Source organism: Lentzea aerocolonigenes, from assembly GCF_000955955.1.
GTDB lineage: Bacteria > Actinomycetota > Actinomycetes > Mycobacteriales > Pseudonocardiaceae > Lentzea > Lentzea aerocolonigenes_A.
In genome coordinates this window covers 63,329-84,107 of sequence record NZ_JYJG01000071.1, presented here as the reverse complement: position 1 = coordinate 84,107, position 20,779 = coordinate 63,329, and the positions used below count along the sequence as shown (strand labels likewise).

Here is a 20,779-nt window from a genome sequence, read left to right as displayed (position 1 = left end):
GTTTTCTTACTGGCCGGCGCGACTTCCGTCGGCCTTGGTGGCCCACCACTTCCCGCCAACGCCCTGTCCGTTGGCATCACCGCAGACCTTGTCACCTGAGAAGAGGTACTGCGGATATCCGGCGATGGTGAGCTGTTCCTTCCCGTCCCGCTCGATCGTCCCCACGAGTGAGGGATCCACGCCCTGCACCTGGAAACCCTCGCTGACGTAAGCGGGAGGCCACTGCACCGCGCACTGACCGGAGCAGTTGCTCGCCGGCGGTGTGGCGGTGTCGTCGTCGAACCTGTACAGCGTCATGCCGTCCTTGTCGGTGGCGACGACGCCGAGGCCCTTGACGGTCGCGCTGGTGAGCGCGATCGCCTTGTTCTGCTGAGCCTTCTTGCCGTCGATGGCCGTGGCGAACCACTGCGGCACCGTCACACCCTTGGCCTCACCGGGCTTGGTGTCGTTCTTGAACGTGTACTGCGCCCAGTTCGAGACCGTGAGCTGCTTCTTGCCGTCCTTGCGGGTGATCGTCCCCAGCAGCTTCGGGTCGACACCCTTGACGCGCGGCTCGCCCTCCACCGTGACCGCAGGCCACGACTCGGCACACTTGCCGTCGCAAGTGGACTCACCGGGCTTGTCGCCGTCGAACCGGTAGAGCGTGAGGCCGGCGTCGTTGGTCAGCACCGCGCCGAGGCCCGCGATCACGCCGGTGCGAGCGGCCAGCCTGGTGCGTTCGCCGCCCTTGCCGGTGACGAACCACTTGCCCTGCAAGCCCTGCCCCTTGGTCTCGCCGGGCTTCTCGTCCTTGGCGAACCGGTACTGCGGCATCCCGTCGACGGTCAGCTGCCTCGACCCGTCCTTGCGGACGATGCTGCCGACCAGCGCCTTGTCCACGCCCTCGACGGTGAAGTTCTCGTCGGGAACCGTTGCGGGAGGCCAGCTCGCGGCACACTCACCGTCGCAAGTGGACTCGTTCGGCTTGTCACCGTCGAACCGGTAGAGCGTGAACCCGTTGACATCGGTGACCACCGGCCCGAGGTCGTCGATCTCCGCGGTCTTCAGCGCCACAACGGTTTCCTGCTGCTGCGCCACCGGCTTGCTCTCCGGCGTGCTCGCGCAGGCCGTGAGCGAGACCAACCCCAACACGACGACCGCAACGCCCTTGCGGATCATCTCGAACCTCCTGGCTAGTGCCCTCCAACGCCACACACACGCAGAGCACGCCAGTTCGGTTCAATCTTTTTTCAGAACATCGCGCGCTTCAACGCGGGCACGGCACTCGCGGTCCTGAGCACGGTCTTGAAGATCGTCCGCGCCACCGGGCTGCCGTCGGCGAACTGCTTGGCCGCTTTGAGCGAGTCGCGGACCGCCGCGAACCCGTAGTCGTACATCTCGCGCTCGTACCTGGCGACGGAGTCACCGCCCTCCGCGATGCACCTCGCGAGCAACTGCGCGTCCCGCAACGCGATGTTCGCCCCGATCCCCCGCATCGGCGTCATCGCGTGGATCGCGTCGCCGAGCAGCGTGATGTTCGTCGGCTGCCAGCGTTCGATCGGCTTCGACGACCGGATCCGCCACTGGCTGACCGACTCGACGGGCGAGGCCTGGACGATCCGGCTGAGCACCGGGCTCCACCGCGCGATCCGGCCGAGCACCTCCCGTTGCAGATCCATGCCGTCGTGAACCCTCAGATCCGCCGCCGCGTAGGCCCACATCAGGTACGGACGCACGTTGTCGAAGAACGGGTCGTCCGGGTTGTCGGTCACGCCCAGGCCGTCGTGCGCGACCAGGAACATCCCGGCCCTGCCCGTCGGGATGATCGAGTTCGCCCTCTCCACCAGTTCCCGCGGCACCCAGTCGTGCTCGTCCAGGAGCAGCTTGCCCGCGATCGCCGTGACACCGACGTCCTCGGTGCCCGCGTGCGGCAGGTACTGCTGACGCACCCGCGACCGGATCCCGTCCGCGCCGACCAGCACGTCGCACTCCGCCGTCGTCCCGTCCTCGAAGTGCAGCCTGATGTTCTCACCCTGTTCGTACCGCTCGAACCTCTTGCCGAACTGGACGTCCAGACCGTCCAGCAGGACCTGCCGGAGCGTGATCCGGCTCGCCGAGTAGTGCCGCTCCTCGTCGGAGTCGAGCACCAGCAACGGCTTGAGCTGTTCCGACATGAAGCAGAACCCGTTGCCACCACTGCCCGCACCGCGCTCGAACCGTTCCCAGTTCGCCGCGGGCAGACACTCCCGCAACGCCGCGGCACCGTGCGGGTTGATGTGCACCCGATACCCCTGCAGGCGGTCCGTGCGCGAGAGATCGCGCTCGTACACCGCCACGTCCACGCCGGCCTTGCGCAACCCGTGCGCCAGGCACAGCCCGCCGATTCCTCCACCAACCACCGCGATTCTCATGTGGCCGAGTTTCAACCGCTTGGTTGATTAAGTCAACCCGTTGGTTGAAACTGGTCCGGTCGGCTACCGTGTGGCGGTGGATCAACGCCGCTCTCCCAGCTCTTCGGAACGCAAGCGCGACCCGGAACGCACGCGGGCCCTGCTGCTGGAGGCGGCCGCGGCGGAGTTCGGGGCGAAGGGCTACGCGGCGACGCGCACGACGGACATCGCGGCGCGAGCGGGCGTGAACAAGCAGCTGATCTCGTACTACTTCGGCGGCAAAGAGGGCCTGTACAAGGAACTGGCCACCGCCTGGCACACCGAGGGCACCACGATGGCGAGCACCGAGCAGCCGCTGGCCGAGGTGATCAAGGCCTTCGTGATGACGACGGCGCACAACCGCGACCAGGGCCGCCTGTGGGCGTGGGCGAACCTGTCCGGCGACACCCCGACCGTCGACGCGGAGTTCCTCCGCGGCCAGGTCGAGTTCTTCCGGACCCGCCAGAAGTCCGGCGAGATCCCCGCGGACCTGGACCCGAGCTTGCTACTGCTCGTTCTCATGGCGGCGGCCGCGGCACCGCTGACGCTGGAGCAGACCGCGCGTCAGCTCACCGGGGAGGACCCGGCCACGCCCGAGTTCGCGGAGAAGTACGCGGACCAGCTGGCGTTGCTGGTACGCCACCTCTCCGGCCGTTCCTGACTTCTTTCGCGCCCGAACTCGTTACCCTGCTTGGGATGGACGAGATCAGGCTTTCCGCGTCCACGGCGAGAGACGGGCTGTCGCCGTCGGCGTCCGCCGCGATCAGCTCGGCCCACCAGAAGCTGTCTCGGCGCAGGCGCCGGCCGTTGATCGTCCTGCTCGTCGTCACGCTGGTTGCCGGAGGTGGTGCCGCGTGGACCTGGGTCGTGGCCCCGATGCTGGCACCCGCCTACAAGACGACGTTCCTGATCGACGCGGCCGAGGGTGACCTGGCGAGCGTCACCGAGGCGCTGACCACGGTCGTCGGCAACTCCAGCTCGCGTGATTCCCAGTCACTGCGCAGTTTCGGCGGCGAGTGCGGCTCCGACGACAACACGACGCAGCTCGTCGGGTTCGGCACCGGCAACCGCCAGGAGATCGCCGAAGCCGCCCGATCGGTCCGCCAGGGTGCGAAAGCCACGCTGCAGCGCGGAATCGTCGAGGCGGTCGACGACTTCGACTCGACGTTCGCGCTGAAAGCCAAGCAGGTCAACAGGATCATCGTGGTGACCAGGCACGGCGAGGACGCGTGCGACTCCGACGACGAGTTCGTGCAGAAGCAGATCCGCGACCGGGTGGCGGCCGCCGGACTGATGATCGAGTTCCGGTTCATCGGCTACCAGGTTCCTGACCACCAGCCGCTCAAGAAGCTGACCACGCAGCTGCAGGCACAGGAGCCGGCCTTCGCGGACTCGCCGGAGGACCTGCAGAAATGGCTTGACTGGTTCACCACCGTCGAGCCGGTGCTGCGGTCGGCGCAATCAGTCGTCAACGTGCTGAATCCGACCGTGGACAAGCTCAACGCCGCGACGGATGCGTTGAAGAGCGGCCGTTTCGACCTCGCCGACGCGGCGTTGACCGAGGCTCGCGATGCCGTGGTCGACGTGGAGATCAAGGACCTCGACGGCCGCACCGCTTCCGTCGAGGCGGTCGACGTGCGGGACAGGGCGGTCTCCCTGCGGCGGCTGCAGGAGGAGGTGATCAAGGCCGCTGACGTGCTGGCGCGCGAAGCTCGTTCGGGACGGAACCTGGCGGAGCCGCTCGCCGTCTACACCAAGGCCGCCAAGGCTTACAACGACGAGGCGGGGCTGATGACGAAGCGGCTGACGGAGCTGCGCGGGAAAGTCCCAGGGGGAACGCGATGAAACGCTGGTTGCTGTTGGCGGGCGCGGTGGTCGTGGTGCTGGGGCTGGTCGCCGGTGGCCTGTGGGTGTTCCTGCCGCCTGATCACCGCACGACGTTCCTCGTCGACGCCTCCGAGTCCGCGGACTTCCACGAGGTCGCCGACGCGGTCGGTGCCGCCGCCTCGAACATGTCCGCCGACGACTCGCTGGCGCTGCGCCGGTTCGGCGGCTCGTGCTCGTCCGCGAACACCTCGGAGCTGGTCTCCCCCGGCACCGGACAGGCCGCCAAGATCGGTGACGCGGCCCGATCGATCACCCCGAGCGGCAAGGCGACGCTGCTCAGCGGAATCCTCGCGGCGATCGACGACTTCGCGCACACCTACCCGTTCCGCGGCTCGAAGACGAACCACGTGGTGGTGGTCGCACGGGGCGCCGCCGACGCGTGCGGCAAGAGCGCCGACGAGGTCCGCGCACTCATCGAGGAGCACAGCTCGAAGGCCGGCGTGAAGATCGACTTCCGGTTCGTCGGTCACCGGCTGACCCCGTCGCAGGCCAAGGTGTTGCAGGAGATCGCGACCGCGGCCGACGCTCAGCAGCCGCGCCTGACCAAGACCTCCGACGAGCTCGTGACCACGATGAAGGAGGTCTCCGTCCCCGCCGACCTGGTGGCGAAGGAGATCAAGACCTCGCCGTGCGACTCGGCCACCCCGGAGACGCTCGCGGCGGCGCACGGGGTGGGGACCGCGCGGTACTTCGACGTGAAATGCCAGCAGGACCGGTACGTGCTCGCGCTGGCGAACACGGAGCCCAAGCTGTCCGACGACCTGATCACCGTCTTCGAGTACCGCGACGACGCGTGGCGGTACGTCGTCTCGGGCACCGACCTGCCCTGTGGCGACGTGCCGAAGGACGTGTGGAAGGCGTGGAACTTCACCTGCCGGGTCGAGCCTGTCGACTGCCGGGCCACCCCGAACGGCAAGGTGATCGACCTGGGCGGGATCGGCTGTACCGCGGCCCTCGACATCGCGGACCGCTACCAGGCAGCGATCCAGGCAGGGCAGGCTCAAGGCCAAGGTCTGTTCTGGACGTCCGGCGAGTGGTCTTGCTCGTGGCCGTACGAGGACGGCTACGCGCATTCACAGGTCCCGCAGAAATGCGTGCGCACGACGGACCACTCGGTCGTACAGCTCGGCGACTACCAGTGAGCTAGGACTCGCTGGCCGCACGGTCGGCCAGGGCCTGCTTCAGGCCCTTGAGGCCACCGCGCATCATCAGGTCGTGGTTGCCGCGGAAGAACGGCTTGGCGATCAGCACGAGCCGTCGCAACAGGGCCTTGTTGACCACGACCTCCTGGTCGAACACCAGGTCCGTGCCCCCGTCGCGGCCGATGATCTCCCAGCTGGCGAAGCCTTCGAGATCGCCCGTCAGCTGCGCCCGCAACAACCCGGCCTGCTGGTTCGCGATGCTGTGCCGGACCTGCACGACGAGGTCGAACGGCAGGAACGACCGGCAGTGGAGCACGCCGGACTCATCGTCGATCTTGGTCGCCGACCGCACCTCACGCCACCACAACGGGTAGTTGGCGATGTCGGACAGCACCTCGTACACGGCTGCCGGAGACGCGCAGACGTGCCACGTGCTGCGGAACCGGTAGCGGTTGAGTGACACGGGCGACATCATCCCGGATAGCTCGTTCAGGTGACAGGTCCTCGACAAAACTCACAGCGGAGGGGGAATTCCTCACCGCCTGTCATGCGGTCTCACGCGTGCGAGCGTCTCATTAGGCCGGTCGAGCGTGCGTTCGCGACGAGCTGCTGCCCGCCGCGAACGCCTGGGTGACCATGACGGTGGCACCGTCACCCCGCTGCGGAGACCTCTTCGTTCTCGAGCACCTGCAGCAGGAACTGGCCCGTGTAGCTCTTCTCGACCTCGGCGACCTGCTCCGGCGTGCCCTCCGCGACCACCATGCCGCCGCCCGAGCCACCTTCCGGACCCATGTCGACGACCCAGTCCGAGGTCTTGATGACGTCGAGGTTGTGCTCGATGACGATGACCGTGTTGCCCTTGTCCACCAGGCCGTTGATCACGCCCAGCAGCTTGCGGATGTCCTCGAAGTGCAGGCCGGTCGTGGGCTCGTCGAGGATGTAGACGGTCTTGCCGGTCGAGCGCTTCTGCAGCTCCGACGCGAGCTTCACGCGCTGCGCCTCACCGCCGGAGAGCGTCGGCGCGGGCTGGCCCAGCCGCACGTAGCCCAGGCCGACCTCGACCAGCGTCTTCAGGTGCCGGTAGATGGCGTTGATCGGCTCGAAGAACGTGGCCGCTTCCTCGATCGGCATGTCGAGGATCTCGGAGATCGTCTTGCCCTTGTAGTGCACCTCGAGGGTCTCGCGGTTGTACCGCGCGCCCTTGCACACCTCACAGGGCACATAGACATCCGGGAGGAAGTTCATCTCGATCTTGATAGTGCCGTCGCCCGCGCACGCCTCGCAGCGGCCGCCCTTGACGTTGAACGAGAACCGGCCGGGCTGGTAGCCGCGGACCTTCGCCTCGGTCGTCGCCGCGAACAGCTTGCGGACGTGGTCGAACACGCCGGTGTAGGTGGCCGGGTTCGAGCGCGGGGTGCGGCCGATCGGCGACTGGTCGACCCGCACCAGCTTGTCGACCTCGTTCAGGCCGTTGATGCGGGTGTGGCGGCCGGGCACCTGGCGCGCGCCGTTGAGCTTGTTGGCGAGCACGGTCGCGAGGATGTCGTTGACCAGCGTCGACTTGCCCGAGCCGGACACGCCCGTGACGGACGTGAGCGTGCCGAGCGGGAACGACACGTCGATGCCGCGCAGGTTGTGCTCGCGGGCGCCGACGACGGTCAGCTGGCGCTTCTTGTCGATCTTGCGGCGCTTCGCGGGCATCGGGATCGACTTGCGGCCCGACAGGTACGCGCCGGTGATCGACTCCTTGTTCGTCAGCAGCTTCTTGTACGGACCGCTGTGCACGACCTTGCCGCCGTGCTCACCGGCGCCGGGGCCGATGTCGACCACCCAGTCCGACGTGCGGATCGTGTCCTCGTCGTGCTCGACGACGATCAGCGTGTTGCCGAGGTCGCGCAGCCTCGTCAGCGTCTCGATCAGGCGGTGGTTGTCGCGCTGGTGCAGGCCGATCGACGGCTCGTCCAGCACGTACAGCACGCCCACCAGACCGGAGCCGATCTGGGTGGCCAGCCGGATGCGCTGCGCCTCGCCGCCGGACAACGTGCCGGACGCGCGGTCGAGCGACAGGTAGTCGAGACCCACGTCGAGCAGGAAGTGCAGCCGGGCCTGGATCTCCTTGAGCACCGCGCCCGCGATCATCGACTCGCGCTTGCCGAGCTTCAGACCGTCGAGGAAGTCAGAGCACTCCGCGACGCTCATGTTGCAGACCTCGGCGATGGACTTGTCGCCCTTTTTGCCGTGGTGCAGCGTGACCGCGAGGATCTCGGGCTTGAGGCGGGTGCCCGAACACGCGGGGCACGGGACCTCGCGCATGTAGCCCTCGTACTTCTCCCGCATGTACTCGGACTCGGTCTGCTCCTGACGCCGTTCGAGGAACGGGATCACGCCCTCGTAGTTGGCGTAGTAGGAGCGCTCGCGGCCGTAGCGGTTCTTGTACCGGACGTGCACCTGCTCGTCGATGCCGTGCAGGATCGCCTTCTGCGCCTTGGCGGGCAGCAGCCGCCACTGCTGGTCCATGCGGAAGCCGATGGTCTCGCCGAGCGACTGCAGCAGGCGCGTGAAGTACTCGGCGGTCTGCCCGCCGGCCCACGGCGCGATGGCGCCCTCTTCGAGCGTCATCTCGTCGTCCGGCACCACGAGCTCCGGGTCGACCTCCTTGCGCACACCGATGCCCGTGCAGACCACGCACGCGCCGTACGGCGAGTTGAAGGAGAACGACCGCGGCTCCAGGTCCTCGATCGCGAGCGGGTGGCCGTTGGGGCACGCCAGGTTTTCGGAGAAGCCACGGATCCGCTTCGGATCCGTCTCCGGGAGATCCACGAACTCGAGCTCGACCAGGCCGTCCGCGAGCCGCAGTGCCGTCTCGACCGAGTCGGTGAGGCGCTGCTTGGACGAGGCCTTCACGCTCAGCCGGTCGATGACGACCGCGATGTGGTGCTTCTCCTGCTTCTTGAGCTTCGGCACCTCGCCCAGCGCGTAGACGACCCCGTCGACCTTCGCGCGGGAGTAACCCTGCGACTGGAGGTTCTGGAAGAGGTCGAGGTACTCGCCCTTGCGCCCGCGGATGACCGGCGCGAGCACCTGGAACTTGGTGCCCTGCTCCATCGCGAGCACCTGGTCGACGATCTCCTGCGGCGTCTGCTTGCCGATCGCCTCGCCGCACTGCGGGCAGTGCGGCTTGCCGGCGCGCGCGTAGAGCAGGCGCAGGTAGTCGTAGACCTCGGTGATGGTGCCGACGGTCGACCGCGGGTTGCGGCTGGTCGACTTCTGGTCGATCGACACCGCGGGCGACAGGCCCTCGATGAAGTCGACGTCGGGCTTGTCCATCTGGCCGAGGAACTGGCGCGCGTACGCCGAGAGCGACTCGACGTAGCGGCGCTGGCCCTCGGCGAAGATCGTGTCGAACGCGAGGCTCGACTTGCCGGAGCCGGACAGCCCCGTGAAAACGATCAGGCTGTCCCGCGGCAGGTCGATATCCACGCCGCGCAGGTTGTGCTCGCGGGCGCCGCGAACGACAAGACGGTCTGCCACTGGGGTCCCTTCGGCTGCTGTCGGCGGGTCACTCACGCCACACTCTTCCGAACAAGCGTTCGAAGCGTACTAGCATCGTTTTGGAGGCTGCGAGCGACCCGCCGACCATGCTAGGTGCGACCACCGACAAAAACGGATCCGTCCCCGGTCGCATTCCCCTGAGCTGCATTTACTCATAGGCTGGTCACTTCGATCAGAGCCTCAACGTCGGGGAGAGGCAGCACACATGACCTACACGCCGTCCACGCAGCACACCTCCGTACCCGCACCACGCGGAGTGCCCGACCGGCACATCAACGCGGTGCGTCAGGCGACGGACGTGCTGTACGAGGTCGTCGAGGAGCTGGACCAGGCCGCGATCCGCGGTCAGAGCCTGCTGCCCGGCTGGACCCGCGGACACGTCATCACCCACCTCGCACGCAACGCGGACGCGCTGGTGAACCTGCTCACCTGGGCGCGAACCGGGGTCGAGCACCAGGCCTACGCGTCGCGATCCGATCGCGACGCCGACATCGAGGAGGGTGCGCGCCGCATCCTGCAGGTGATCAAGGCCGACCTGGACTCCGCGTGCGTCCGCTTCGAGAACGCGTGCCGGGAGATGCCGGCGCACTCGTGGCGTTCCGAGGTCACGGCACCCAAGGGCGCCTCGATCCCGGCGTCCCAGGTGCCGCTGTTCCGGCTGCGCGAGGTGTGGATCCACCTCATCGACCTGAACTACGGCGTCGGCTTCGAGGACCTGCCGGCGGACTTCGTGGAGGAGTTCCTCGACGACGCCGTGAAGCAGTTCGAGGGCAGGGTCGACCCGTTCAGCATCGAGGTCGGCCTGCCGGACGGCACTCAGCGCATCTGGACGGTCAGCGGTCCGGCGAGCCGCAGCTCCGTGAGCGGGTCCGCCAGCGCCGTCCTGGGCTGGCTGACCGGCAGGACCGACGGCACCGGCCTGCGCGGTGAGCTGCCGGAGCTGCCCGACTGGATCTGAGTGAGCAACCGGTAGGCGGGCCTCTCGACGAACTTCGTCAGCAGCCAGCCGAACAGGACCGCCGAGGCGATGAACCCGGCGAGCAGCGCCCAGGACCGCAGCCCAACGGCGTGCATGCGGTCCATCACCACGGTGCCGATCGCCTGGTGCACCAGGTAGATGCCGTAGGAGATGCCGGCGAGCCACGTGACCGGCCGGCGGATCGGCTTGAAGAACACCCAATCGGGTCCGCCGGCCGCCGCGCACACCAGGAGTAGAAAAATTCCGAAGCCGGCTGTGGCTCCGTACTCCTCCGTGTGAATTGCCTGCGCCACCAGGGTGGCGGCGAGCACCGCGACGAGGTGCGGCGTCCCCATGCGATGTTTGGACCACAGCCAGATGGCAATTCCTGCGGCGAAGAGCTGCGCACGGTGGACCGACGTCGCGTTGTAGGCAAGGTCCAGCGTGCTCGAGTAGTCGATCAGTTCCCGGAGCACCAACGGCGTCACGATGAGCACCCACGGAAAGACCAGCACCGCCCTGCCGCGCACGTACCGCACCAGCACCGCACCCGCGATGAACGCACTGACCTGCACCGGAATCGTCCAGTACGCGAAGTCGACGATGTGCACGTCCGGGAACCACGGCCTGATCAGCAGCAGGTTGTAGACGAGGTCCCCCGCGGTCAGCTGGGTCCACCCCGCCGGCGCGACCCACCGCTGCACCGCGAACGAGAGCAGCACAGCCACGAAGTAGACCGGCAACAGCCGCGCGAGTCTTCTCCACAGGAACTGGCCCGGCCGGCCGTGGCTCAGGGTGGCGCAGGCGAAGAACGCCGACAGCACCATCAACGTGCTCGCACCCATCGACATGTCGAAGGTGAACGGCATCGGGTTGAGGTACGGGTGGTCGACGAGGCTCGTGACCGTGCCGTGGTGGAACAACACACAGCCGATCGCGACGACCCGGAGGACGTCCCAGCTGACCTTGCGGTCCGTCCGGGGCTTCTGTCGTTGTGCTGGAATCACGAGAGGCGGGGACCTTGTTCGTTGGTGCTTTCGGCGTACTCGGGGGTCCAAACTTGATCCTTACTTACCCTATGAGTGAGACCTGTATGCAACCTGAAGGTGTGCGTCCCGCCGCATCGAGCGACTACCGTCTGCCACCGTGGACGTACTCGAGAACTACACCGGTCACGTCGATCCCGGCGGCCCCGCCAGCACCAGGACGCTCGACGCGCTGACCATCACGAAGATCTCCGTCGGACCGATGGACAACAACGCCTACCTGCTCGTTTGCCGGTCCACGAACGAGGCGCTGCTCATCGACGCGGCCAACGACTACGAGCGCCTGTCCGACCTGTTCGGCCACATCCCGAACCGCCCGCGCCTGCGCACGATCGTGACAACGCACCAGCACGCCGATCACTGGCAGGCACTCGGCGCCCTGGCAGGCGCCCACGGCTCGAACACCGTCGCGCACGAACTGGACGCCGCCGTCCTCCCGGTCCCGCCGGACGTCCTGGTGGACCACGGCGACACCATCAACGTGGGAGAAGTCCCTCTCTCGATCATCCACCTGCGCGGCCACACACCGGGCTCGATCGCCGTGGTCTACGACGACCCGAACGGCCACCCGCACCTGTTCACCGGAGATTCACTCTTTCCGGGGGGTGTGGGGAAGACCACGTCGGCGGACAACTTCGCTTCGCTGATCAACGACGTGGAGGACCGCCTGTTCGCCGTCCTGCCCGACGACACCTGGTTCTACCCCGGCCACGGCGACGACTCGACGCTGGGCAAGGAACGCCCGTCGCTCGCGGAGTGGCGCGCCCGCGGCTGGTGACCGCAGCGGAGCAACGCACTGCGGCCGGTGACCCGCCGCAGTGCGTCTTCGTGCCTGGCCGGGTGCAGAGCCGCGCTGAGTTCACTCGTCCAGCGGGCCACAGGCAGGTTCACGACCACGCATGATCGAAGTCGTCGAGCCGGCCACCCCTGCGAAGGGACATGGCGATGTCGTTCAGGCCGTTGGTCGTGATCAAGAGCAAGATGGGCGAGTTCGAAGCTCTCCGCCACCTCATCGATCGAGGCGTCGCCACACCGAGGGTCCTCGTCGAACTGCTCGATTCCATCCAGTGGGACGGGCGGGGGCAGCTCCTGCAGTCGCTGGTCAAGGCCGCGACGCAGATGGCAGCCCGGCAACAACCGCTGTGGATCGACAGTCATCTGCTGAGTCCCTCGGCGTCGCTCGCCCGACATCCAGGCGGCTCGTTCGAACAGCTCGACAACCGCATCGAGTCGGCGCTGCTCGACGAGTACGGACTGCTGGCCCCGGACGTGCCGGCCTTCATCCCGGTGGTCACCGCCTCCGCTGCGGACGATGAGCTCAGAGCAGTCGCAATGCTCCAGGAGCACCGCCCACGACCGATCGTGATCAGATTTCGCAATCTTGGCGTCTCCGCGCGCGAGCTCGACGACGGCGTACGGCGTGTCATCCGCGCTACACGAGCCGACAAGAACCTCTCGCACGCCATCGTCGACCTGGGTTTCGTGGAAACCGTCCAGCTACGACAGGTGAGGGCGGCGGTCTGGCTCGCCCAGGCCGTGCTCGACCGGCTCGCCCCGCAGTCGATCACACTGCTGGCCGGCTCGATCCCAGCAACCAGACACGGATTCGCGACCACTGTGCGGGATCGACCGGAGGTCCCGCTGTGGCTCGAGGTCGCACACGGCATCAACGGGGCAGAGATCAACTACGGCGACTACGGCGTGGTGCACCCCAACGCCCCGAGGGCAGGCAGCCCTGGGCCTCGCACCGTGTATCCGTACCTGTACTACACCGTGCCGAACTGTGTGATCGCGATGCGGAGGCAACCCGCGAAGGAGTTCGGCAATGTGGCACCAGGTGCTGCAGGCAAAGCGTTCGGCGAGCTGGCCGGCGAACTCGTGGCGCGACCGGAGTTCGCCGGAAGCAACTTCTCGTGGGGAGACGGCGAACTGGCGAGATGCCGAAGTGGCCGGGATCGCGCCGCGAGCAGCGTGTCCCGCTGGGTCGCTTACGCCACCTCACACCACCTGGAACACGTGGCACAACGAGGGACATCCGGGTTGTGAAGCACACTCCGCTCCGGCCCGCTTCCGCGCCCACCTTGGTTCATCCGGGTGGTTCCCGCCCATAACGTCACGGGCCGATGCCTGTCGGGAACAGGATGCCGGGCACCTCTCGCATCGAGTCAGAGGAGTGCGATGTGCCGGAGTTCCGTACCCGCCCAGACGGCACGCGATATCCGCTCACCCCGAAGGGCAAGGCGGCCGGCACGGTTGTCGCAGGCGCCGTCGTGGCCGGTCTGCTGACCGCCGCGGGTGGTGGTACCGCCACCGAGTCGGTCGGCTCCGCGCTCGATTCGGCCGCGGAGCAGAACGCCAAGTCGAGCAAGGAGGACAACCCGCGCAAGAGGAATCGCGCCAGGACGTGGCAACGCAAGGCGCTGCGGGAGATCAGGGACACCGTCAAGCACGACCTCCGCTGCGCCGTGCAGTCGTACGGCCAAGTTCAGCAGTTCTTCCTGCGGAGCCCGTGCGACTCCCTCGACCAGATGTTGTTCGCGCTCGGTGACGCGCAGGGCAACGTCATCGCCGTATCGGTGATGTGGGTGAAGATGCCGTCTGCCGACGAGGCCGGTGAGTTGAAGAAGCTGGAAGACACCTACGGAACCGGCGACGTGACGCCTTTCGCCACCGAGGCGCTGCAGTTGGGCGGCATCAAGTTCACCGGCCGGCACTACGCGTCCCGGTCCAACGGATCCATGGTCGTCATCGCCGAGTCCGAAGCGGTGCAGGGCCAGGCGACCACGACGCTGCTGAAGGACGTGGCCAACATCGCGGTGGTACTTCCACGTCCTTGATCAGCGAGCTGGCGGCCCCTGGCCGAGTGGCGCGCTCGCAACTGGTGATCGTTCGCGGTTGAAGTCGAGCAGGGCGATCGTCGTGAGTGCCAGCGCGGCGATGCCCACCAGCGCGGCCCACAGCGAGATGTACTCGCTTTCCGGCAGCTGCTGCGGGACCTTGTCGTAGGCGAGGAACAGCTGGACCACCGTGCGAAAGCCCAGCGCGAACGCGAGCAGCAACGGGCCGACGGCGACGGGAAACGGGCCCGTGACCGCGTTGGCCGCGGTGGCGGCGGACGACGTCACCGCGGCCACCGCCAGCGCGATGATCAGCGATCCCAGGCCGCCCTGGACCATGTCCTCGTAGTGACCCGTGACCTCGACGGACGTCCACATCACGACGGCGAGCACCGCGCAGGCCGCGGCGGCCACGACCGTCGACTTGCCCAGGCGCGCGGCGAGGACGCCGAAGCCCAGCCCGATCACCGCGGCCGATCCGTACGTCGTGAGCTGGCTTCCCGCGAAGTACATGCCCAGGTTGACCGGCGCGGCGACGGCGAACAGCACGAAGCCCGCCGTCGCCGTGGCGAGAAGCGCGGCCCTGCCCAGTGCGAGGGTCAGTCCGGCGGTGCAGAGCAGCAGCACAGCCCCCGCGACGATCGTGGCCAGCAGCCGGGGCAACGTGATCACGTTGCCGGCCACCTCCAGCACGATCGGCAGGAACGCCGCCGCCGTGCCCACCACCGCCGCACGCCGGGACATCGGTTCGGACTGCGGTGTCTTGCCCGTGCGCACGCCGTAGACCGACAGCACGCCACCGGCCACCGCGAGCACGGCGAGGACGATGTCGAGGCCCGCGGGGTGGAACGCCAGGTTGTCCAGCCAGTCGAGCCCGCGGAACAGGGTGGCCAGCACCTGCGCCCCGACGACCAGCGCTGCCAGCGCGGCGTCCTGGGCGGCCGCGAGCGCACCGATGACGATCAGCACCGTCCCTGCGACACCGACGGACGCGACGATGCCAGAGGCGCCCGGCCGATAGATCGCGAAGTGCGCCTGTGCCTCGATCACCTTGACGAGCACGCCGAGCGCGCCCGCGGTGAGCAGCCACGGCCAGTGCCTGGTGAGCCACACCCCGGCGATCACCGCGAGCGCTGGGAGCCCCAGGCTCGCGAAGTCGTACTTGCTGAGCCCGGAATATGGGCTGTTGGTCGACAACAGGTCGTAGTCGCTGACGACGAACAGGCCGAGCAACGCCAGCGCGACCGGACCCCAGAGCCAGCCGAGAGTGTTCCGCACAGTGCGGAACGTAGCCCAGCAGCCGGGACGAGTTGGGTCAGTTGAGCACATCCAGCAGGTCGAGGTAGCCGGTCGTGGTGCGCCACAACGCATCCGAGTACGGCGTGAGCTTGCCGGGGCTCCAGCGGCGGTCGGTGTAGTCCTGGTTTGCCACGCGCAACGCCTTCAAGCTCACCGCCAGCTCGTCCTCGACCCGCTTCTTCAGCTCATCGGGTGCGGGTGCCGGAATCCTGACCAGCTCAGCCGTGCCGTCGTTGACCGCCACGAGCGCTTCCTCGTTGATCCCGTCCACCGCGCTCCAGATCAGCGCGGGCCGCTCGATCCGGTGGTTCCACACGGGCGCGTCCTTGGACCGCCACCGCGCGCTGAACGGGTTGCGCGACAACCGCGTCGAGTTCGCCCAGTGCTCCGCGCCGACCGGCTCGGTGCACCACGGCACCTCGTCCACCGGCAGGTCCGTCACCAGCGCGACCTCGATGGTCTCCAGGTCCTTCGGCACGTCCAGCAGCTCGCCGAACACCCACAGCTCGACCACCTGGAAGCGGAAGAAGGTCGTCGGCAGCTCACCGCACTTCTCGGCGAGCTCGGCCAGGTGGTGCACAGCGCGGGTCCATTTCACGTGGAGGATCATGCCGGACGTGGTGCCTGAAGCCTTGGCCCGGCTGGAGCGCGTGGAACCGGTGCTCTGCGCCTTCCACGAGGTCTACAGCTCCTTCGCACCGGTCGACCCGTCACTGCCGCTCGCCGGCATGCCCATCGCCGTGAAGCGAGGTGAGCGCCGGAGCCACCGGGAAGCGTTGACGGCGCTCGGTTGCGTCCCGATCGGGTTGACGACCACGCCCGACGGCAGCACTCCCTGGCAGACGTGGGGCCGCAACTCTCGTGGCCTCACACGCAACCCATGGAACCTCTCCCGCACGCCCGGTGGCTCGTCCGCCGGATCCGCGGTCGCAGTGGCTGCTGGGATCGTCCCGCTCGCGACGGGCGTCGACGGCGCGGGCTCGATCCGCGTCCCGGCCGCGTGGTGCGGTGTGCTGGGCCTCAAGACGACGTCGTCGGAACGGGCCGCGATCGGCGTCTTCACCCGTGACCCCTCGCTGCTCGCGATCTACACGGGCACCTCGGAGGTCAGCTCCCCCACCGCCGTCTGGTCCGCGGACCTGGGTTTCGCGGAGGTCGACGACGAACAGGCCAGGATCGCCCGCCGAGCAGCCGAGGCGTTGCGGCCCCAGCACGTCGACCTGGCCCTGACGGATCCCGCCGGGGACTGGTTCGCCAACCGCTGCGGCCCCAACCCCGTGCTGGACGAGCTCTTCGAGACCACCGACCTGCTGCTCACCCCCACCACGCCAGGCCCGCCGCACGGCCACGACGGACCGGGTGCGCGCATCAACACCTCGTTGACCTGGGCGTTCAACCTCAGCGGGCACCCGGCGATCAGCATCCCGGCGGGCTTCGACTCCGAAGGCCTGCCGGTCGGTCTGCAGGCCGTCGCGCGGCACGGCCGGGAAGCGGACCTGATCGCCGCCGCCCGTGCCGTGTTGACCTCCAGCGCGGTGGAGGTTGCACCCTGGCCGCCATGAACCTCGTGGTGCGCGCCGAACAACAGTCCCTGTGGCTCTGCTTCGAGCCGTGGGCCAACGAGTACATGCCGGAGTTCCCGGCCGATCTGCCGGTCGCGGCGTTGAAGCACGTCATCGAGATCATCCCGCCGATCCGCAGCGAGCCGGACCGGCTGGACTAGGCGGCGACGGCTCGCACCGAGCGCAACGCCGACGCCCACGCCACCAGTTCGTCGAGCATCGCGTTGAGCTGCTCGTCCTGCTGCAACCCTTCCTGCAGCTCGCCGCGCCCCAATGCCACCTGAGTGCGCACTGTCGCCACCTTCAGCTCCGCCAGCACCAGCCTCAACTGCTCGACCGCGCGCAGACCGCCGTTGCCGCCGAGGCCCACGAAGCCGGCCGCCTTGTCGTTCCACTCCGCGTACAGGTAGTCCAAGGCGTTCTTCAGCGCAGCCGAGAACGAGTGGTTGTACTCGGGCGTCACGAACACGAAGCCGTCGTACTGCGCGATGCGCGACGCCCAGGCGCGTGTGTGTGCGTGCGCGTACTCGCCGAAGATCGCCGGCACCGGCTCGTCCAGCAGTGGCAAACCCACGTCGGCCAGGTCGATGAGCTCGAACGACGCGTCGGTGCGGGCATTGGCGACGTTCACGACCCACTGCGCCACTGCCTCGGAACGACGGCCCGGACGCGTGCTCCCCAAGATCACTGCGATTCGCATGGCAGCCAAAGTACAACGCTCGTGGTACTTAATGCAACGCTCGTTGTACTAAGATCCGGAGCATGCGACCGGACAAGCGGCAGGCGATCCTGCGCGGGGCGTTGAGCGTGTTCGCCAGGGACGGCTACTCGCGGGCGAGCATCGACGGCATCGCGAAGGAGGCCGAGGTCTCGACGCGCACGCTCTACAACCACTTCGCGGACAAGGCTGATCTCTTCCGCCACGTCATCCAGACCAGCGCGAACGAGGCGGCGCAGGACCAGATCCACCTGATCGAGCGACACTTCCACAAGATCACGGACCTCGAGCAGGACCTCGTCGAGTTCGGCAAGGCCATGGGCGCACAGCTTGGTCACGCCGAGCACTTCGCGCTGGTCCGGCAGATCAACGCCGAGCTGACCCACATCCCCGCCGAGGCGATCGAGGCGTGGCTGGACACGGGGCCGCACAAGGTCAGGAAGGCGCTCGCGGGCGAACTGGAGAAGCTCGGCTTCCGAGACCCGAAACGGGCCGCGATCCACCTGCTGGTGCTCACGTTGACCGGCGACCCCGCCATCAGAGGCTCACGGCCGGACGACGACGACATCGCCGCGGGTGTGAAGGTCTTCCTGCACGGGCACGATGTCGAGAACCGACGAACGGCTGCGACATAGGGCTATGCACACCGACACGCGCGTTGACGACTACATCGCCGGGCTGCCCGAGTGGCAGCAGGAGATCTGCAACGAGGTCCGCAGGCTCGTCCACGAGGCCGACCCGGACGTCGAGGAGACGATCAAGCGCACGAACCGGCCGTACTTCGTGCTGGACGGCAACATCTGCGCGTTGCTCGGCACCAAGGACCACGTGAACGTGATGCTCTACGACAAGGCGATCGTGCCGGACCCGCAGAACATCATCACGAGCGGCCACGGCAACAAGACCGCGCGCATGATCTCCGTGTACCGCGACCAGCCGATCAACGCGCCCGCGCTCGTCGAGATGTTCCGTCACATCATCGTCAACAACCGCCGGCGGAACAGTGTCAGACCCCGTCGGTAGCCTCATGACGCATGGAGGTCGAGATCTACACCGACGGCGCCTGCAGCCCCAATCCCGGTCCGGGCGGCTGGGGTGCGGTGCTGCGCTACGGCGAGCATGAGAAGGACATGTACGGCGGTGACATCGGCCCGACGACGAACAACCGCATGGAACTGATGGCGCCCATCATGGCGTTGGAGAGCCTCACGCGTCCGTCCACCGTGAACCTCTACACGGACAGCACATATGTCCGAAACGGCATCACCTCGTGGGTCCACGGCTGGAAGGCGAACGGCTGGCTCACGAAGGCACGTGAGCCCGTCAAGAACTCCGACCTGTGGCGCCGCCTGGAGGAAGCCGCCAACCGGCACGAGGTGGAGTGGCACTGGGTCAAGGGCCATGCGGGCCACCCGGAGAACGAGCGCGCGGACCGATTGGCCGTGCGCGGAGTGGAGGAGGTGACGGGGCGGGAAGTCAAGCAGCCCCAGGCAAAACCGAAGAAGCCCGCCAAGGCGAAGCAACCGCGGGAGCTCAGCGGCGAACCGTGCGGCGCGCCCACCAAGAAGGGCACGCCGTGTCCGATCACCGCCGGCGCCAACGGCCTGTGTCACGTGCACGACCCGGCGCTGCAGTGCGGTGCCCTCGCGAAGAAGGGCATGCCCTGCACGATCGCGACCGGCGGTGGCCGGTGCGAGTACCACCAGGACTCGCTGGAACTGTTCAGCTAGCAGCGAAGTTCACGTGAACAACGAGGAAAGCCTGCAACCGCAACGCTTTCTCGAACGGACTGGCCGACCCGCCGGAACGTGTCCCGCATCCGACGTCAGCGGATCCGCGGGCGAAGCTCACGTGACAGCGAGAGAAGCCAGCAACCGCAACGCATCCTCGGACGGACTGCCCGGCGCAGCCACGTAAGTCACCAGGACCTGTCCCGCGTCCGACGTCAGCGGTTCCGCGGCCAGCTCCAGCGGTCCGAGCTGCGGGTGGTTGACGCGTTTGAACATCGGCCCTCGCTCGCGCACCGGATGCTCTGCCCACAACGAGCGGAACACCGGTGACGCCGCGGACAGCTCCTCGACCAGCGCGAGCAGCGCTGGATCGTCGGGATGCACGCCGTAGTCCGCACGCAGGTAGCCGACGTTCTCGCGCGCGCAGTCCATCCACCCGACGAACAGTTCCTGCGCGGCCGGGTCGGTGAACATGTAGCGCACCATGTTCGGCTGCTCGCGGAAGTCCGTGACGAGCGCCGCGGCCAACGGGTTCCACGCCAGCACGTCGAGCCGCCGCCCGAGCACCATCGCGGGCACGCCCTGCAACGCGTCGAGCAGCCACCTCAGCGCGGGCCGCACCTCCTCCGACGACGCCGCCACCCGCGTGGGCCGCGCCAGCCGGTAGAGGTGCGCGCGCTCAGCCCCGTCGAGGCCGAGTGCCGCGGCCAGCGCGTCCAGGATCGAGTCGGACGCGTTGGACGCACGCCCCTGCTCCATGCGCGTGTAGTAGTCGACGCTGATCCCGGCCAGCTGCGCCAGCTCCTCGCGGCGCAGCCCTGGAACGCGCCGTCGCGACGCCCGCTCCGGTGGGTCCAGCGCTGCACGCCGGGCACGAAGAAACTCCCCCAACTCACTCACGGACCCCATCATGCCGGGATCGCCCCGACCAGTCCGCCGTCCACCACGAAATCCTGACCCGTCACGTACGCCGCGCGTTCGGACAACAGGAACGAAACCACGTGCGCCACGTCCTCCGGCTCGCCGAGGCGCCCCATCGCCACCTGCCTGCGGAACGGCTCGCCGTCCTCGACGTTCTCGTGGAACATGTCCGTCGCGATGTAGCCGGGGCTCACCGTGTTGACCCGGACGTGCGGCATCTCGGCCGTGAGCGTCCGCGCCAGGCTGTGCACCGCCGCCTTGCTCGCCGTGTACAGCGACGCGCCTGGGAAGCCGCGGTGCACCGTCCACGAAGCGTTGAGCACCACCGACGCCCCCGGCTTCAGCCGCGCCTGCTGCACGGTGAAGTAGACGCCCTTGAAGTTCGTGGCCAGCACCCGGTCCACGTCCTCCTCGGTGATCTTCCCGAACTCCGCGAACACCCCGACTCCGGCATTCGCGAAGAGGCCGTCGACCTCCCCGACGGTCTCCATCAACGCCTCGACGTCGCTCAGCTTCGACACGTCCGCGACGACCGTCTCGACGCCGATCTCCTTGCACGCCAACGCCAACCGCTCTGGAGACCGTCCGGCCACCACGACCCGCGCACCCTCTTCGACCAGCACTCGAGCCGTCGCCAGCCCGATACCGCTACCGCCACCCGTGATCAGAAACGTCTTCATGTCCCCAAGACTCGGCCGTCGCGCCGCCGGGAACCAGAC

The 20,779-nt window shown here is 67.8% G+C and carries 20 protein-coding genes and 2 pseudogenes; 12 read left to right on the top strand and 10 right to left on the bottom strand.

What is annotated here, in order from left to right; all coding sequences use genetic code 11:
* Positions 1 to 6 precede the first annotated feature (6 nt).
* Both UK23_RS12955 and UK23_RS12950 read right to left on the bottom strand, forming a co-directional pair.
* Positions 7 to 1,158, bottom strand: coding sequence for a hypothetical protein (locus UK23_RS12955; RefSeq protein ID WP_045311699.1), 1,152 nt, complete (start codon positions 1,156 to 1,158; stop codon positions 7 to 9).
* A gap of 71 nt (positions 1,159 to 1,229) precedes the next feature.
* Positions 1,230 to 2,390, bottom strand: a complete 1,161-nt coding sequence (locus tag UK23_RS12950; RefSeq protein WP_045311698.1) for an FAD-dependent oxidoreductase — start codon at positions 2,388 to 2,390, stop codon at positions 1,230 to 1,232.
* Between the two features lie 76 nt (positions 2,391 to 2,466).
* On the opposite strand from UK23_RS12950, the gene UK23_RS12945 reads away from it, so the two are divergent.
* From UK23_RS12945 to UK23_RS50165, 3 genes are read left to right on the top strand one after another with little or no spacing between them, the layout of a single operon-like run.
* Positions 2,467 to 3,069 carry a TetR/AcrR family transcriptional regulator gene (locus UK23_RS12945; protein ID WP_231114480.1) on the top strand — a complete coding sequence of 201 codons (603 nt, stop codon included), beginning with the start codon at positions 2,467 to 2,469 and terminating at the stop codon, positions 3,067 to 3,069.
* A gap of 35 nt (positions 3,070 to 3,104) precedes the next feature.
* Positions 3,105 to 4,253 carry a hypothetical protein gene (locus UK23_RS12940; protein WP_052684614.1) on the top strand — a complete coding sequence of 383 codons (1,149 nt, stop codon included), beginning with the start codon at positions 3,105 to 3,107 and terminating at the stop codon, positions 4,251 to 4,253.
* Positions 4,250 to 5,437: a hypothetical protein gene (locus UK23_RS50165; RefSeq protein WP_052684613.1), complete on the top strand. Its 1,188-nt coding sequence runs from the start codon at positions 4,250 to 4,252 to the stop codon at positions 5,435 to 5,437. The genes UK23_RS12940 and UK23_RS50165 overlap by 4 nt, the downstream gene beginning before the upstream one ends.
* A gap of 1 nt (position 5,438) precedes the next feature.
* On the opposite strand, the gene UK23_RS12925 is transcribed toward UK23_RS50165, so the two are convergent.
* Positions 5,439 to 5,900, bottom strand: a complete 462-nt coding sequence (locus tag UK23_RS12925; RefSeq protein WP_156213065.1) for an SRPBCC family protein — start codon at positions 5,898 to 5,900, stop codon at positions 5,439 to 5,441.
* A gap of 188 nt (positions 5,901 to 6,088) precedes the next feature.
* Positions 6,089 to 8,968 carry an excinuclease ABC subunit UvrA gene (gene uvrA / locus UK23_RS12920; protein ID WP_045311696.1) on the bottom strand — a complete coding sequence of 960 codons (2,880 nt, stop codon included), beginning with the start codon at positions 8,966 to 8,968 and terminating at the stop codon, positions 6,089 to 6,091.
* Between the two features lie 226 nt (positions 8,969 to 9,194).
* On the opposite strand from uvrA, the gene UK23_RS50160 reads away from it, so the two are divergent.
* The gene (locus tag UK23_RS50160; RefSeq protein WP_082114611.1) at positions 9,195 to 9,947 is read left to right on the top strand and encodes a maleylpyruvate isomerase family mycothiol-dependent enzyme; all 753 of its coding nucleotides are present in this window, start codon (positions 9,195 to 9,197) and stop codon (positions 9,945 to 9,947) included.
* A 47-nt stretch (positions 9,948 to 9,994) separates the two neighbouring features.
* Here the strand turns inward: UK23_RS50160 and UK23_RS12910 are convergent.
* Positions 9,995 to 10,954, bottom strand: a pseudogene (locus tag UK23_RS12910) (acyltransferase family protein); the annotation flags it as partial.
* Between the two features lie 139 nt (positions 10,955 to 11,093).
* Here UK23_RS12910 and UK23_RS12905 point away from each other — a divergent pair.
* From UK23_RS12905 to UK23_RS12895, 3 genes are all read left to right on the top strand, one after another.
* Complete coding sequence (locus UK23_RS12905; protein WP_045311694.1) at positions 11,094 to 11,771, top strand: MBL fold metallo-hydrolase; 678 nt, start codon at positions 11,094 to 11,096, stop codon at positions 11,769 to 11,771.
* Between the two features lie 167 nt (positions 11,772 to 11,938).
* Positions 11,939 to 13,039, top strand: a complete 1,101-nt coding sequence (locus UK23_RS12900) for a beta family protein (protein WP_196777718.1) — start codon at positions 11,939 to 11,941, stop codon at positions 13,037 to 13,039.
* Positions 13,040 to 13,173: 134 nt separating this feature from the next.
* A complete protein-coding gene (locus UK23_RS12895; protein ID WP_231114479.1) occupies positions 13,174 to 13,830 on the top strand; it encodes a hypothetical protein in 657 nt (218 codons plus the stop codon).
* On the opposite strand, the gene UK23_RS12890 is transcribed toward UK23_RS12895, so the two are convergent.
* Positions 13,831 to 15,108: a hypothetical protein gene (locus tag UK23_RS12890; RefSeq protein WP_045311691.1), complete on the bottom strand. Its 1,278-nt coding sequence runs from the start codon at positions 15,106 to 15,108 to the stop codon at positions 13,831 to 13,833.
* Between the two features lie 37 nt (positions 15,109 to 15,145).
* The gene (locus UK23_RS12885) at positions 15,146 to 15,727 is read right to left on the bottom strand and encodes a DUF7711 family protein (protein ID WP_156213064.1); all 582 of its coding nucleotides are present in this window, start codon (positions 15,725 to 15,727) and stop codon (positions 15,146 to 15,148) included.
* 10 nt (positions 15,728 to 15,737) lie between these two features.
* On the opposite strand from UK23_RS12885, the gene UK23_RS54975 reads away from it, so the two are divergent.
* Together UK23_RS54975 and UK23_RS51490 are read left to right on the top strand one after the other, a co-directional pair.
* Positions 15,738 to 16,691, top strand: a complete 954-nt coding sequence (locus tag UK23_RS54975; RefSeq protein ID WP_045311689.1) for an amidase family protein — start codon at positions 15,738 to 15,740, stop codon at positions 16,689 to 16,691.
* A complete protein-coding gene (locus UK23_RS51490; RefSeq protein WP_156213063.1) occupies positions 16,688 to 16,852 on the top strand; it encodes a hypothetical protein in 165 nt (54 codons plus the stop codon). Before UK23_RS54975 ends, UK23_RS51490 begins: the two co-directional genes overlap by 4 nt.
* Here UK23_RS51490 and UK23_RS12875 read toward each other — a convergent pair.
* Positions 16,849 to 17,391 (bottom strand): NADPH-dependent FMN reductase, encoded by a 543-nt coding sequence (locus UK23_RS12875; protein ID WP_045311688.1) that lies wholly within the window; start codon positions 17,389 to 17,391, stop codon positions 16,849 to 16,851. The two genes, UK23_RS51490 and UK23_RS12875, sit on opposite strands and share 4 nt — an antisense overlap.
* Positions 17,392 to 17,453: 62 nt before the next feature.
* Here UK23_RS12875 and UK23_RS12870 point away from each other — a divergent pair, with 62 nt between their 5' ends.
* The 3 genes and pseudogenes from UK23_RS12870 to rnhA form a co-directional block, all read left to right on the top strand.
* Entirely contained in the window at positions 17,454 to 18,044 is a 591-nt protein-coding gene (locus UK23_RS12870; protein WP_045311687.1) for a TetR/AcrR family transcriptional regulator, read from the top strand.
* Positions 18,045 to 18,048: 4 nt separating this feature from the next.
* On the top strand, positions 18,049 to 18,432 hold the full coding sequence (locus UK23_RS12865; RefSeq protein WP_045311686.1) for a DUF1801 domain-containing protein: 384 nt from the start codon (positions 18,049 to 18,051) through the stop codon (positions 18,430 to 18,432).
* A gap of 11 nt (positions 18,433 to 18,443) precedes the next feature.
* Positions 18,444 to 18,887: pseudogene (rnhA, locus tag UK23_RS12860) on the top strand (ribonuclease HI); the annotation flags it as partial.
* A gap of 369 nt (positions 18,888 to 19,256) precedes the next feature.
* On the opposite strand, the gene UK23_RS12855 reads toward rnhA, so the two are convergent.
* Both UK23_RS12855 and UK23_RS12850 read right to left on the bottom strand, forming a co-directional pair.
* Entirely contained in the window at positions 19,257 to 20,048 is a 792-nt protein-coding gene (locus UK23_RS12855) for a helix-turn-helix domain-containing protein (RefSeq protein ID WP_045311685.1), read from the bottom strand.
* On the bottom strand, positions 20,048 to 20,740 hold the full coding sequence (locus tag UK23_RS12850) for an SDR family NAD(P)-dependent oxidoreductase (protein WP_045311684.1): 693 nt from the start codon (positions 20,738 to 20,740) through the stop codon (positions 20,048 to 20,050). Before UK23_RS12850 ends, UK23_RS12855 begins: the two co-directional genes overlap by 1 nt.
* Between the last annotated feature and the right edge of the window lie 39 nt (positions 20,741 to 20,779).

Bases quoted from the DNA above. Each gene is read 5' to 3' on its own strand.
- UK23_RS12855 (WP_045311685.1), bottom strand. From the start codon at position 20,048: ATGGGGTCCGTGAGTGAGTTGGGGGAGTTTCTTCGTGCCCGGCGTGCA.
- UK23_RS12875 (WP_045311688.1), bottom strand. From the start codon at position 17,391: ATGCGAATCGCAGTGATCTTGGGGAGCACGCGTCCGGGCCGTCGTTCC.
- UK23_RS12870 (WP_045311687.1), top strand. From the start codon at position 17,454: ATGCGACCGGACAAGCGGCAGGCGATCCTGCGCGGGGCGTTGAGCGTG.
- UK23_RS12940 (WP_052684614.1), top strand. From the start codon at position 3,105: ATGGACGAGATCAGGCTTTCCGCGTCCACGGCGAGAGACGGGCTGTCG.
- UK23_RS50160 (WP_082114611.1), top strand. From the start codon at position 9,195: ATGACCTACACGCCGTCCACGCAGCACACCTCCGTACCCGCACCACGC.
- UK23_RS51490 (WP_156213063.1), top strand. From the start codon at position 16,688: ATGAACCTCGTGGTGCGCGCCGAACAACAGTCCCTGTGGCTCTGCTTC.
- UK23_RS12900 (WP_196777718.1), top strand. From the start codon at position 11,939: ATGTCGTTCAGGCCGTTGGTCGTGATCAAGAGCAAGATGGGCGAGTTC.
- UK23_RS12955 (WP_045311699.1), bottom strand. From the start codon at position 1,158: ATGATCCGCAAGGGCGTTGCGGTCGTCGTGTTGGGGTTGGTCTCGCTC.
- UK23_RS12865 (WP_045311686.1), top strand. From the start codon at position 18,049: ATGCACACCGACACGCGCGTTGACGACTACATCGCCGGGCTGCCCGAG.
- UK23_RS12950 (WP_045311698.1), bottom strand. From the start codon at position 2,390: ATGAGAATCGCGGTGGTTGGTGGAGGAATCGGCGGGCTGTGCCTGGCG.
- UK23_RS50165 (WP_052684613.1), top strand. From the start codon at position 4,250: ATGAAACGCTGGTTGCTGTTGGCGGGCGCGGTGGTCGTGGTGCTGGGG.
- UK23_RS12850 (WP_045311684.1), bottom strand. From the start codon at position 20,740: ATGAAGACGTTTCTGATCACGGGTGGCGGTAGCGGTATCGGGCTGGCG.
- UK23_RS54975 (WP_045311689.1), top strand. From the start codon at position 15,738: ATGCCGGACGTGGTGCCTGAAGCCTTGGCCCGGCTGGAGCGCGTGGAA.